Origin of the sequence: Paenibacillus sp. FSL H8-0457 (genome assembly GCF_038051935.1) — a bacterium.
GTDB lineage: Bacteria > Bacillota > Bacilli > Paenibacillales > Paenibacillaceae > Paenibacillus_AQ > Paenibacillus_AQ lautus_A.
Genome location: NZ_CP150293.1, coordinates 4,764,920 through 4,777,606, shown reverse-complemented (window position 1 = coordinate 4,777,606; position 12,687 = coordinate 4,764,920). Strand labels below are relative to the sequence as shown.

15 protein-coding genes are annotated in these 12,687 nt (G+C 50.8%); all 15 read left to right on the top strand.

Annotation, left to right across the window (positions count from 1 at the left end):
• The first annotated feature begins 10 nt into the window (after nucleotides 1–10).
• The 15 genes from cheB (at nucleotide 11) to frr (ending at nucleotide 12,677) form a co-directional block, all read left to right on the top strand.
• Nucleotides 11–1,345: a chemotaxis response regulator protein-glutamate methylesterase gene (cheB, locus tag MHI43_RS21170; RefSeq protein ID WP_036659221.1), complete on the top strand. Its 1,335-nt coding sequence runs from the start codon at nucleotides 11–13 to the stop codon at nucleotides 1,343–1,345.
• A 23-nt stretch (nucleotides 1,346–1,368) separates the two neighbouring features.
• Nucleotides 1,369–3,438: a chemotaxis protein CheA gene (locus tag MHI43_RS21165; protein WP_015736314.1), complete on the top strand. Its 2,070-nt coding sequence runs from the start codon at nucleotides 1,369–1,371 to the stop codon at nucleotides 3,436–3,438.
• Between the two features lie 51 nt (nucleotides 3,439–3,489).
• The gene (locus MHI43_RS21160) at nucleotides 3,490–3,951 is read left to right on the top strand and encodes a chemotaxis protein CheW (protein ID WP_009594767.1); all 462 of its coding nucleotides are present in this window, start codon (nucleotides 3,490–3,492) and stop codon (nucleotides 3,949–3,951) included.
• A 3-nt stretch (nucleotides 3,952–3,954) separates the two neighbouring features.
• Nucleotides 3,955–4,581 carry a chemotaxis protein CheC gene (locus MHI43_RS21155; protein WP_009594774.1) on the top strand — a complete coding sequence of 209 codons (627 nt, stop codon included), beginning with the start codon at nucleotides 3,955–3,957 and terminating at the stop codon, nucleotides 4,579–4,581.
• Nucleotides 4,574–5,071: a chemotaxis protein CheD gene (locus MHI43_RS21150; protein ID WP_015736313.1), complete on the top strand. Its 498-nt coding sequence runs from the start codon at nucleotides 4,574–4,576 to the stop codon at nucleotides 5,069–5,071. The genes MHI43_RS21155 and MHI43_RS21150 overlap by 8 nt, the downstream gene beginning before the upstream one ends.
• 2 nt (nucleotides 5,072–5,073) lie before the next feature.
• Complete coding sequence (locus tag MHI43_RS21145; protein WP_009594747.1) at nucleotides 5,074–5,478, top strand: hypothetical protein; 405 nt, start codon at nucleotides 5,074–5,076, stop codon at nucleotides 5,476–5,478.
• A 15-nt stretch (nucleotides 5,479–5,493) separates the two neighbouring features.
• On the top strand, nucleotides 5,494–6,282 hold the full coding sequence (locus tag MHI43_RS21140; protein WP_009594718.1) for a FliA/WhiG family RNA polymerase sigma factor: 789 nt from the start codon (nucleotides 5,494–5,496) through the stop codon (nucleotides 6,280–6,282).
• Between the two features lie 30 nt (nucleotides 6,283–6,312).
• A complete protein-coding gene (locus MHI43_RS21135) occupies nucleotides 6,313–7,722 on the top strand; it encodes a FapA family protein (protein ID WP_015736312.1) in 1,410 nt (469 codons plus the stop codon).
• A gap of 58 nt (nucleotides 7,723–7,780) precedes the next feature.
• Entirely contained in the window at nucleotides 7,781–8,092 is a 312-nt protein-coding gene (locus MHI43_RS21130) for a hypothetical protein (RefSeq protein ID WP_036659223.1), read from the top strand.
• Nucleotides 8,093–8,117: 25 nt separating this feature from the next.
• Nucleotides 8,118–8,663, top strand: coding sequence for a hypothetical protein (locus tag MHI43_RS21125; protein WP_036659224.1), 546 nt, complete (start codon nucleotides 8,118–8,120; stop codon nucleotides 8,661–8,663).
• Complete coding sequence (locus tag MHI43_RS21120) at nucleotides 8,660–9,274, top strand: endolytic transglycosylase MltG (protein ID WP_036659226.1); 615 nt, start codon at nucleotides 8,660–8,662, stop codon at nucleotides 9,272–9,274. The genes MHI43_RS21125 and MHI43_RS21120 overlap by 4 nt, the downstream gene beginning before the upstream one ends.
• 238 nt (nucleotides 9,275–9,512) lie before the next feature.
• Nucleotides 9,513–10,211, top strand: coding sequence for a 30S ribosomal protein S2 (rpsB, locus tag MHI43_RS21115; RefSeq protein WP_009594753.1), 699 nt, complete (start codon nucleotides 9,513–9,515; stop codon nucleotides 10,209–10,211).
• A 235-nt stretch (nucleotides 10,212–10,446) separates the two neighbouring features.
• Nucleotides 10,447–11,097: a translation elongation factor Ts gene (gene tsf / locus MHI43_RS21110; RefSeq protein ID WP_009594741.1), complete on the top strand. Its 651-nt coding sequence runs from the start codon at nucleotides 10,447–10,449 to the stop codon at nucleotides 11,095–11,097.
• Between the two features lie 297 nt (nucleotides 11,098–11,394).
• A complete protein-coding gene (gene pyrH / locus MHI43_RS21105) occupies nucleotides 11,395–12,123 on the top strand; it encodes a UMP kinase (protein ID WP_006211297.1) in 729 nt (242 codons plus the stop codon).
• Nucleotides 12,123–12,677 carry a ribosome recycling factor gene (frr, locus tag MHI43_RS21100; protein WP_009594750.1) on the top strand — a complete coding sequence of 185 codons (555 nt, stop codon included), beginning with the start codon at nucleotides 12,123–12,125 and terminating at the stop codon, nucleotides 12,675–12,677. The genes pyrH and frr overlap by 1 nt, the downstream gene beginning before the upstream one ends.
• The last annotated feature ends 10 nt before the right edge of the window (nucleotides 12,678–12,687 follow it).

The following is a 12,687-nucleotide window of genomic DNA, read 5'->3' as shown; positions in this document are numbered from 1 at the left end:
GTGGACATCTATGAAGCCTTTTCGTGTGCTCGTCGTGGACGATTCCGCATTTATGAGGAAAATCTTTTCCGATTTCATCGAGCGCGACAAGTCATTCCAGGTTGTCGGGACAGCCGAGAACGGGCTTGACGCTGTTGAGAAAGTAAAGGAACTGAATCCTGACGTCATTACGCTGGATGTAGAAATGCCGGAAATGAACGGGCTGGATGCTTTGAAACTCATTATGGATGCGGGCCCCCGTCCGGTTATCATGTTATCCGGCCTTAATGAACAAGGCATGAGGGAGACCATTCTTGCCCTCGAGGCAGGAGCGTTTGATTTTATACGAAAGCCTTCCATATCGAATGCGCTTGATATTGAGCAGGTGCGTTCCGAATTGATGAAGCAACTGAATGCGGCGATGCAGGCTAAACAGCGGAGGGCCTTGTGGGAAGAAGAAGAGCAGAAACGGCGGAGTGCGGACATCACGCTTCCTCTTTCGCCAAAGCCTTCTGAGACGACGCCGAAAAAGAAGCCGCAGGTGAAAGAAACGAGACCGGCGGCCAAAGGAACGGATCAGCGCGGCAAGCCGGCTGAGCCGCTTCGCATGCCGGTATCCCGCTCGGCCGGGGAGAAGGCGGCTCTCCCGGATGTACCGGAGCTTTCCGGTTTCAAGCGAAAACGGGTTGAACGCAAACCTGAAGCGGAGTCGGCGCCAGCCGTGCTTCCCAAGAACGAGAGCCGCCCGCCGAGAGAGGCAAATGCCCAGCCGTCAACCGACCTGAAAGATTTGGTGGCGGTCGGCTGCTCAACGGGTGGCCCAAGAGCATTAAAAGCTTTTCTCGAGCAAATTCCCGGCGACTTCCATGCCCCGATCGTCATCGTTCAGCATATGCCGCCGAATTTCACCAAATCGCTTGCCCAGCGCCTGAATTCATTCAGTCAGCTGGAGGTCATGGAAGCAGAACACGGCATGGTATTGGAGCCGGGCAAGGCATACATTGGCCCGGGCGGCAGCCACATGAGGGTTCATCGCCCGGAAGGCGGTGCATACCAAATCAGGATAAGCCAGGATGAGACTCGCAACGGCCATCGCCCGTCGGTGGATGTGCTGTTCGAATCTCTGCTGCCGTTGACCTCGGTCAAGCGGCACGCCATTCTGATGACTGGCATGGGGAGTGATGGAGCGAGAATGATGAAGGAGCTTTTCGATGCCGGCGTAACATCCACCTTTGCCGAGAGCGAGCAAACCTGCGTCGTATACGGGATGCCGAGATCTGCCGTCGAGTTGGGATGCGTAAGCCACGTTTTGCCGCTTCATGAAATTGCACCGAGGATGGTTCAAGCTGTAAATAACGGAAAGTGAACTTGAAGAGGAGGTGTCTCTCAATGGACATGAATCAATATTTGACAATGTTTATTGATGAGTCAAATGATCATCTGCAATCATTAAATGAAAACATGCTTCAATTAGAAAGCAACCCGGACGATATCGGGATCGTACAGATTATTTTCCGATCGGCTCATACGTTGAAAGGCATGGCGGCAACGATGGGATTTGAGGATCTGGCTTCTCTTACCCACCAGATGGAAAACGTGCTGGATCTTGTCCGGAACGAAAAGCTTAAGATGCAGGATTTTATCTTTGACACGCTCTTCAAAAGCTTGGACGCTCTTGAATCGATGGTGCAGGATATTACCGAAGGCGGCGACGGGAAGGCGGACGTGTCTGCCATTGTAGCCTCCTTGCAGTCCATTGTGCGCGGAGAAGGCGCCTCAGCTAACGGGGGATCTGTCGAAGGGAATAACGCCGCTGTGGCCGTTCAGGGAATCGAATTGGATGAGTTTCAATTTTCCGTGCTGGATCAATCGATTTCAGAAGGTCATAAGGTTCTATATATCCAAGTGACATTGCGAGAGGATTGCCAACTCAAGGCGGTTCGGGCCTACATGGTATTCGAAACGCTGGAGAGATCCGGTGAAATCGTCAAGACCTATCCGGACGTTCAAGAGATTGAACAAGGTGAATTCGATCGCGTATTTTCGTTGTATTACATAACGCAAAGAGAAACGCAAGATATTGAAAGCCAGATTCTGGGCGTTTCAGAGATTGAAGCTGCGACAGTGGTGGCGCTCGATCATGAATCCTTGCAGCAAATGGTTCAGGAGAGCGCGGCTACAGCCGAAGCGGTGAAGCCCGAAGCTCCTTCGGCAGTTCCGGCGGCCGGGGTTTCACCGGAAGCCAAAAGCGCTCCTGCGCCTGCCAAAGAATCCAAGGCACCTGCGCGTAATGCGGGGGGAGGCAATCCTTCCAGAACGATCCGGGTTGATATTGAACGGCTGGATGTATTGATGAATCTGTTTAGCGAGCTTCTGATTGACCGGGTACGCCTGGAGCAGCTGGCCAGCGAGTCCAGGAACCAGGAGCTGACGGACACGGTTGAGCATATGAGCCGCGTAAGCAGCGACTTGCAGAATATCGTCCTGAAGCTGCGCATGGTGCCTGTGGATACGGTGTTCAACCGTTTTCCAAGGATGGTGCGGGACCTTGCCAAAACATTGGACAAGAAGATCGACTTGATTATTACCGGGGCCGACACGGAGCTGGATCGCACGGTGATCGACGAGATCGGCGACCCTCTGGTCCACTTGCTGCGGAACTCGGCTGACCATGGCGTCGAACCTGTTGCCGACCGCATAGCAGCCGGTAAACCGGAGACCGGTACCGTGCACCTGCGCGCGTTCCATAGCGGCAACAATGTGTTCATCGAGATTGAAGACGACGGGCGCGGCATCTACCGCGATAAAATTTTGAAGAATGCGCTGGCCAAAGGCGTCGTCACGGAGACCGAGGCAGCGTCCATGACCGATGACGAGGTGAATCAGCTGCTGTTCGCTCCCGGATTCAGCACGGCCGAGAAAATCTCGGATGTATCCGGCCGCGGCGTAGGGCTCGACGTCGTTAAATCGAAGATTGTTGCCTTGGGCGGTAACGTCACGATCTACTCCACTCCGGGAAAAGGCACCAATTTTTCGGTTCAGCTTCCATTAACGCTGTCCATCATTGCAGCCATGCTGATCCGGATGGGATCGGAGAAATATGCGATTCCGTTGTCCTCCATCGTTGAAACGGGCATCATCAAGCGCGGGCAAATCAAACATGTGCACGGAAGCCGCATGATTCAGTTCCGGGAGTCGATGATACCGGTGATCTCGCTTAGCCGTTTGTTTGAAGTTCCGGATTTTGATGAGGAGCGGGAAGAGGAAACGGAGATTGTTGTAATCCGCAAAGGGGATCGTTTGGCTGCGCTCACCATCGATGATTTTATCGGACAGAGTGAAATCGTCATTAAAAACCTGGGCAAATATTTGCCTGCCATACAAGGGGTATCCGGCGCAACCATTCTTGGAGATGGACAAGTGGCTCTTATTATCGACGCAAATGCATTTATCAAATAATGGGTTGCTATCAAGCACGGCAGGCCACACATTCTGAAGGAGGACTTATTCATGGGAGAAGAAATCAAGGTTATCGTCTTTAGACTTGGCGAGGAAGAATACGGCATCGAGGTGGACAAGGTTCAAACCATCGAAAGAATGATGCCCATTACACGCGTTCCCAAAACCTTTGCTTTCGTAAAAGGGGTTATCAACCTACGAGGCGTTGTCATCCCAGTGATCAATCTGCGCGGCCGATTCGGTCTGGAAGAGGTTGAAGCAACCGATCAAACACGGGTTATTATCGTAGCGGTCAATGATATGCAGGTTGGCTTTATCGTGGATTCGGCAAGTGATGTCATCGATCTGAATACGGACAGCATTGACTCTCCACCTGAGGTTGTCGGCGGAATCAAAGCGAAATACCTTCGCGGTGTCGCGAAGGTAGGAGAGGAGCGCCTTCTCGTCATGCTGAATTTGTCCGAAGTGTTGAACAAGAGTGAGATCATTCAGCTGGAAGGCCTTGAGGAGTAGACAGTGGAGCTGTTTAAGCATGGCAAAGAAATCAAAATGGATGTTTTGAAGGAAGTGGGAAACATCGGAGCGGGCAATGCGGCAACCGCCCTCTCCCGTTTGCTTAACAAGCCTATTGATATGGCGGTTCCTAAGGTTCAACTCCTGCCGTTCGAACAGATTGCCGAAAGCGTCGGGGGGAGCGAACAGCTCGTACTTGCCGTATTTTTACGGGTTGAAGGAAGCGCTCCGGGGAATCTCTTCTTTATTATGAGTCCGGAAGCGGGGAAGAACCTTCTGCTGAATCTGGCGGGCATTGAAGTATCGGAGGAGGAGCCATTCTCCGAGATGGAGCAGTCCGCCTTATGCGAGATCGGAAATATTTTGTCAGGCTCGTACTTATCGTCGCTCGCTGACTTCACCAATCTGTCCATGACACCCACGGTGCCGGCATTGGCAATGGATATGGCAGGTGCCATCCTAAGTTATGGATTGCTGCAATTCGGAGAAATGGGAGACGATGCCCTCTTAATCAACACGACGTTCCTGGAAGGGCAAAACGAGGTGGAAGGCCAATTCTTCCTCATACCTGATCCACAATCATTTGCTCAAATATTCGAAGCTTTGGGAGTGCCTTTAGAGCATGATTGAAGAACAAGCAATAGTGAAAGTAGCCATGGCGGATCTGAACGTCGCAGGTCCAAACGGTATATTGCGTACAACGGGACTCGGCTCATGCGTTGGACTGACGTTATATGATCCGGTCACGAAGATTGGCGGCATGGCGCATGTCATGCTGCCATCCTCGGCGATTGCCAGGGAGGGGCAGCTGAATCTGGCCAAATACGCCGATACCGCTCTTCCGATCCTGCTGAACAAGATGAGGAATTTGGGGGCGTCTCCGGCGCGGATGGTAGCCAAAATGGCCGGAGGGGCTCAGATGTTTGCTTTTGCGGGTTCGGGCGATACGATGCGCATCGGTCCCCGGAATGTGGAGTCATGCAAAGCGGGACTCGAGCAGATGGGAATCACGCTGATAGCCGAGGACACCGGAGGAAATTACGGGAGAACCGTTGAGTTGGACTGCGCAACGGGTAAGTTTACAATACGAAGCGTACAAAAGGGCATAAAGGAATTGTAGCGATGATGGGAAAACTCCGTTTTTATCTGATTACCGGAATTGCCGGGTTTGTGTTCACATTTATTTTCTCCATACGTAACAATTTGTGGATGACTAGCATGTATCGGGCGCTGATTGCATGCGCGATCTGGTTTCTTCTGGCGTTCCTGCTGAATTGGATGTTTGCTGCCATTACGGGGCCGCGAGCAGCCGAAAAAGGGGACGCAGGCTCGCAGCGGGAGCAGGACCGAGGAACCGTTCTTGACTTATCCACGCCTGATGAGGATCGGGAATTGATGGATTTGATCCATGCCGAATCCAGCAGCAAAGAGAATGGAGACTTTGTACCGCTGAATCCTCCTAAGCTGGTTTCAACGAAAGATCCTGAAGAACTGGCCAAGGCCGTTCGTCACCTTACGGAAAAATAAGGAGGGTGAAGGCAATTGGACGAACGTAAAACTTCCGTCCTTAACCATGCGGATTTATGGAGCGCATGGAAGGAAGATGGAGACCATGAAGCGAAGAAGAAACTTATCGAATATCATTTGCACATCGTTGACTATGTTTCAAGCCGATTGGCCATCGGTCTTCCAAAGAACGTTTCTAAGGGAGATTTGGCCAGCAATGGGGTAATGGGTCTGATTGACGCCATCGAGAAGTTCGATTACAAACGAGGGCTGCAATTCGAAACCTATGCCTCTTGGCGGGTGCGGGGTGCTATTCTGGATTCGCTGCGCCAAGGGGATTGGGTACCGCGTTCTGTCCGTGAGAAGGCGAAGAAGATTGAAACTGCATATCAGCAGTTGGAACAGAAGTATTTACGCAGCGTCAGTGATTCCGAGATGAGCGATTACCTAGACGTGACCGAGAAGGAGTTCCGGCACATGCTGCAGGAAGTGGCGGTCATGACATTGACATCTTTGGAAGATCCGATCCGCGAGGAGGAGTCTGAGACCCGAATGTCGCTCCTGGTTGATGAGAAAGCGAAGAATCCGGATCACAAGGTCCATGAATTTTATCTGCGAGAAGCCCTGATGAAGGGTATCGGTAAATTAACCCCGAAAGAGCGGACCGTAGTTTCCTTATTATATTATGAGGATTTATCACTCAGCGAAATAGCTGAAGTGATGTCGCTATCACCTTCACGAATATCTCAGCTTCATTCCAAGGCGATTTTGAGACTTCGGGGCGCGCTCGATAAAGATCGGGATTTGCTGATGCAAAACGATTGACGCTTGCCATTTATGAAGGGGGTTCCTGGATTGTCTGTAGATTATGCATTGGATCAATACTTTAGCGTTTCGCTATCGGATGACAAGGTCGTCGCCTATATACAGTTCACCAAGTGGGAGAAGGATTTTTCTTGCTCCGTCGAGGCTCTTGAACAGTTTCTCAGAAGCCATCAGATTCGGTATGGCATTCAATATGATACCTTGCGGCGAATCGCGGACCATGGGGAGGAATATCAATATAGCAGAACGCCGATTGCCATGGGAACGGAACCGACGCACGGACAGAACGGTAAAATTCAATTTACCGTCGATTTCGGGAATGAGACGAATCTGAAGCCGCTGGAGGACGAGGACGGCAAAGTGGACTTCAAAGAAGTGATTCGTTTAAATAATGTAAAGAAGGGCCAACTGTTGGCTACCCGAATCCCGCCTACGAAGGGTGTGCCTGGAACTGCGGTCACCGGCGAAGAGATACCGAGCAAGCCGGGAAAGGAAGCACATTTCAAGGTGGGAAAGAACGTGGTGGTCAACGCCGAGAAAAGCGCCATGTACGCCGCGCTTGACGGACTGCTCACCAAAACCGAAAAAGGCAAAATCAATGTGTTCCCGGTATATGAGATTAACGGGGACGTGGATTACAGCATTGGCAATATCGATTTTGTCGGTACGGTGGTCATTCGCGGGAATGTGCTGACCGGGTTCAAAATCAAGGCGGCAGGGGACATTCGAGTCACGGGCTTTGTGGAAGGTGCCGAGCTGGAGGCTGAAGGATCCATTGATATATCAGGCGGGATCATCGGTTATAACAAGGGTTACGTAAAGGCGGGCCAGGACGTCAAAAGCTCGTTCATTCAGGATGGCAACGTCGTTGCGGGCGCCAGCGTATTCGTGTCGCAGAGCATCATGCATTCCAATATACGAGCTGTACAGAATATCGAATGCAACGGGATGAAAGGGCTCGTAGTGGGCGGCATTCTGCAAGCCGGGGAAAAGGTCGTTGCGCGCACGATCGGAAACAGCATGTCGACGGCTACCGTCATTGAAGTGGGCGTTCTTCCCGAGCTGCGGAATGAACTGGCGGATCTAAGAGCCCAATTGAAGCTTTCGTTAGAGAGCATGGACAAAACCGATAAAGCGCTTTATCTCTTGAACCAGTTGGCTTCCTCCGGACAATTGTCGCCGGACAAGCTGGCGCTGCGAATCAAGCTGAATGCGACCAAAAAATCCAACATGGCAGAGCAAGCCGACATCAAGGAACGCATGCTGGAAATCGAGAAGATGCTGGAGGATACCGGCAAAGCCAGAGTGAATGTGGTAAAGACGATCTACGGCGGCGCCAAAATCGTCATCGGGCGGTACACCCGATTTGTTAAGGATCCCACGCAGCGGGTCTCTTTTTACTATCATGAAGGAGATATCACCATGGTTCCGTTGTTGTAGGAATGAAAGACATTCACAATGCTTGTGGACATGATCCCTATACCATGAGGTGATTCCATTGAGTTTAAAATCGGTTGAGATGCAAATTGCGGTCCCGAGAACCAATGAAGCGGGCAAGGTTCATAACGAATTCCAGCAGCGGCCGCAGAACGAACAGATGCTGTTAGCAGGTGAACAAACCAAGAACAGCCGGGCCGAAGCCCAGCGAAGCACGGAAGTGAGCGAGACGGCCGAAACCGCCGTGCGGGATGACGGGAGCCGCCAGTCCTCAGGCCAGCAGCAAGGGCGGGGGTCTGCAGAAGCGGGCGAGACTATGGAACAGCCGGCGGAGCACCCCTATAAAGGCAAAAATTTCGATGTTTCGCTCTAGATAATTTATAGGCACAAAGGAGTTAATGGATTTGAAACCGTGGATATATATCGTGCTGCTAGGCATTGCGGCCGTGCTGTATGCTTTCATGCTGCCGAAACGCCGGGAAGAGACCGTGTCCAGCGAGCGGGTTGTAAAGGAAGTCGAGAACACGCTTGAAGGATACATGGCGGAAATCCAGAACGAGAACGAACAGCTGGTCGAGCTGGTTAGTCAAATGAAGAAAGAACTTGATGCCAAACAGCAAGCGCATCAGGAGCAGGTCAGCGATTTGCGGCAGCGCATGCTGGCCATGGAGCAGAAAATGACCGAATCGCAAACGCGCCTTCGAACGGCTGAAGAGAAGCTGGCGCAGGCAGCTGCGGCGGCTTCTTTGTCTGCAGGAGCGGCTGCAGCGTCATCGGAGGCGGATCATGCCCCTCCGGTCCATTCCATCAAATCCAGATACGCGGAACTGTTTGATTTATATGAACAAGGCAAATCTATCGATATGATAGCCAAGTCCACGGGACTTCAGCGAGGCGAAGTTCAACTCATTATCCAGTTGGCCAAACAGGAGGAATCCGTGTGATCAAGAACCGAATGTTTATGATGGGCCTCGGGAGCGGCCTTGTGATCGCCGCTGTGCTGCTGCAGCTGATGTGGATCGGCCAAGGTGCAACCGCTTCGGAGACAAAGGAGTTAACGAAGGAGCAGCTGGTGGCTGCAGCGGAGGCTTTGGATATGCAGGTCGTCGAAGGTACGGACGAGCTGATGACGGCGGAGCAGTGGGAAGAGAAGAAGCTGGGCGAGGGAGAAGGCGAGTCCGAAGGTGCCGAACCGGTCGATAAGCCTGAAGCGACGAAGCCTGAGGCGCCGGAGAAACCGGAGAGCCCGGAGAAACCAGAAACGGACGCGCAGAAGAAACAGGAAGCTTCCTCCCAGGTAACGAATCCGGCCAATCCGAAAACACCGGCTAAAGCGAAGGCGTCTATTCAAGTAAAGATTCCCTCCGGAAACAATCTCAGCGATGTAGCAAACAGCCTTTTGAATGCCGGCGTCATTGACAACAAACAGGCATTCATCAAAAAAGCTACCGAGAATAAAATCAACACCAGAATCCTGAGCGGTACTTACTCGTTTACGATCGGCGAGAGCTACAATTCGATTATCACGAAGATCACGACAAAACCCTCCAACTAGCACTCCGGTTGAGAGTGGTTTTTTTCTTTATTGTAACTCTTCAAGCCCCTGATTGGCCTGAGCTGGTCATGCACACAAAAGACATTGCAACCTGCCCATGGTTATGTTATAGTAATTGACGGTGTTAAAACACACGCCAGAGTGATTCCGTTGAGGGTGCTTCCTGGAATGGGAGTCTTAATGGAAAATGATCTTGGCGGAGGGACACACAAAAACCAAACTTAGGAGGTGCGTGAAGATGGCAGTAATTTCCATGAAACAGCTTTTGGAAGCTGGCGTTCACTTCGGTCACCAGACTCGTCGCTGGAACCCGAAAATGGATAAATTTATCTTCACTGAAAGAAACGGTATCTACATTATCGACCTGCAAAAAACGGTCAAGAAAGTTGAAGAAGCATTCAACTTCGTAAAAAGCGTAGCTGGTGAGAACGGTACAATCCTGTTCGTCGGCACGAAAAAACAAGCTCAAGATTCCGTGAAGGAAGAAGCGGAGCGTTGCGGCATGTTCTACATCAACCAACGTTGGCTCGGCGGAACTCTGACTAACTTCGAAACGATCCAAAAGCGTATCAACCGCTTGAAGCAGCTTGAAACTTGGGAAGAAGACGGCACGTTCCAAGTATTGCCTAAGAAAGAAGTCATCCTTCTCCGCAAAGAGAAAGATCGTCTTGAGAAATTCCTGGGCGGTATCAAGAACATGAAGGGCCTTCCAAGCGCATTGTTCGTTATCGATCCTCGCAAAGAGCGCATCGCTGTTGCGGAAGCTCGCAAATTGGGTATCCCAATCGTTGGTATCGTTGATACGAACTGCGATCCGGATGAAATCGACTATGTAATTCCAGGTAACGATGACGCGATCCGCGCTGTCAAATTGTTGACTGGTAAAATGGCCGATGCCGTTGTTGAAGCTCACCAAGGCGAAGAAACAACAGCTTAATCGGGATTAAACGTATAAACCATGAATTAAATGAAAAGGGTGGTTGGTAGGTGTATAACCTCTCACTGCCCTTTTTTTAAGATGTCAGGCCGGATTGCGCTACGAACATCAGGCTTCTGGCAGGGCAAGGGAAACAAATACTTAAGCGGTCCGGATTTCTTGGAGGGCACGTCGAAGGACGGCTGCTTCAGATCCGACCGCCAAACTTGATCATACCAATATGGAGGGAATTCTAATGGCAGTAACAGCTAGTGCGGTAAAAGAACTTCGCGAAAGAACAGGCGCGGGCATGCTTGATTGCAAAAAAGCGCTCGACGAAACAAACGGTGATATCGAAAAAGCGATCGCGGTGCTTCGCGAGAAAGGCTTGTCCGCAGCGGCTAACAAAGCTGGACGCGTTGCAACGGAAGGCGTTGTCGAGTCTTACATTCACGGTGGCGGACGCATCGGCGTTCTCGTGGAAATCAACTGTGAAACAGACTTCGTAGGCAAAACGGATCAATTTAAAGAGTTTGCTCGCGATATCGCAATGCATATTGCTGCTGCAAACCCTAAATACGTTCGTCGTGAAGAAGTACCTAGCGACGAGCTTGAGAAAGAAAAAGAAATTTTGAAAAACCAAGCCCTGAACGAAGGCAAGCCTGAAAAAATCGTTGAGAAAATGGTTGAAGGCCGCATCAACAAATACTATGAAGAGTATTGCTTGCTTGAGCAGCCTTTCATCAAGGATCCGGACAAAACGATCAGCACGCTGCTTAACGAAAAAATCAGCACAATCGGCGAGAACATCTCCATTCGTCGTTTTGCCCGTTTCGAATTGGGCGAAGGCTTGGAGAAAAAACAAGACAACTTCGTAGAAGAAGTTATGGCCCAGGTGAATAAATAAGCCGGATAGGCTAATATAAGTTATAGAAAAGAGTGGAACACACCTGTGTTCCTTCTTTTTTAAGAGATATAAAGGCATAAGAGAGATAAGATTGTTATAAATTCGGAGTAAAGGCTACCCTTATCTCACAAGAAAGAATGGACTTAGGTCTTGATTAGACGACCAGAAGTTTCTACTTGAGACGGATGTTTTTACCCGATTTTTATAAACCGTCAAGCAGTGCCGGTGTGTCTGTCTGTCGTTTTTCAAACGGGCGTCGTATACTTAAGGCGCCGTCTTAAAGTGGAGGGTTATCATTTGGAACAGCCTGTATATAAACGAGTGATATTGAAAGTCAGTGGGGAATCCCTTTCAGGGCAGAATGGATATGGTATTGATGCTGAGACGATCTCATCGATCGCTGAGCAGGTTCGCGAGGTTGTCGAGCTTGGTGTGGAGGTCGCGATCGTATGCGGCGGCGGCAACATTTGGCGCGGCATTGCCGGCAGCGCGAACGGAATTGACCGTGCGACAGCGGACTATATGGGAATGCTCGCAACGGTGATGAACTCTTTGGCCCTTCAGGATGCTTTGGAGCAGATCGATGTGCCGACCCGGGTGCAAACCTCGATCTCCATGCAGCAAATTGCCGAGCCGTATATTCGCCGCAGAGCCATTCGGCATTTGGAAAAGGGCCGTGTCGTTATTTTTGCGGCAGGAACAGGGAACCCATACTTCTCCACCGATACGACTGCAGCGCTTCGCGCCGCGGAAATCGAAGCAGAAGTGATTCTTATGGCGAAGAACAAGGTGGACGGAGTGTACTCCGCTGATCCATTTAAGGATGAAACTGCCGAGAAGTACGAGCAGCTGACGTATCTAGACGTATTGAACAAAAACCTTGGGGTAATGGACTCTACAGCTTCATCGTTATGTATGGACAACAACATCCCGCTCATCGTCTTCGCTATTACGGAGCAAGGTAATATCAAGCGCGTCGTTCTGGGCGAGAAAATCGGAACGATCGTTAAAGGGAGTGTAGACTAATGCCGCAATCGGTGAAAAAGAATGCAGAAGAACGCATGGAAAAAGCGATCCTGTCTTTGAAACGTGACTTGGCAACTCTGCGCGCAGGGCGGGCAGCGCCGGCGCTCCTCGACCGGATCACGGTGGAATACTACGGAGCGCAAACTCCGCTGAATCAGCTGGCTAACATCAGCACGCCGGATTCCAGAACGCTCATGATCCAACCTTGGGACAAGTCGTCCTTGGCGGATATCGAGAAAGCGATCATGAAATCGGATATCGGATTGACACCGGCGAACGATGGTAATCAAATTCGTCTCGTCGTACCTGCATTGACGGAAGAACGCAGAACCGAACTGGTGAAAATGACGAAGAAATTCGGCGAGGAAGCGAAAGTGGCCATCCGCAACATTCGCCGTGATGCCAACGACGACATCAAAAAATTGGAGAAAACGGATATTTCCGAGGACGAGTCCCGGAGACATCAGGAAGATATCCAAAAAGCGACGGATAAATTTATCGCAGAAGTCGACAAAGTCCTCGTTGCTAAAGAAAAAGAGATTATGGAAGTATAAGAGACTTGTG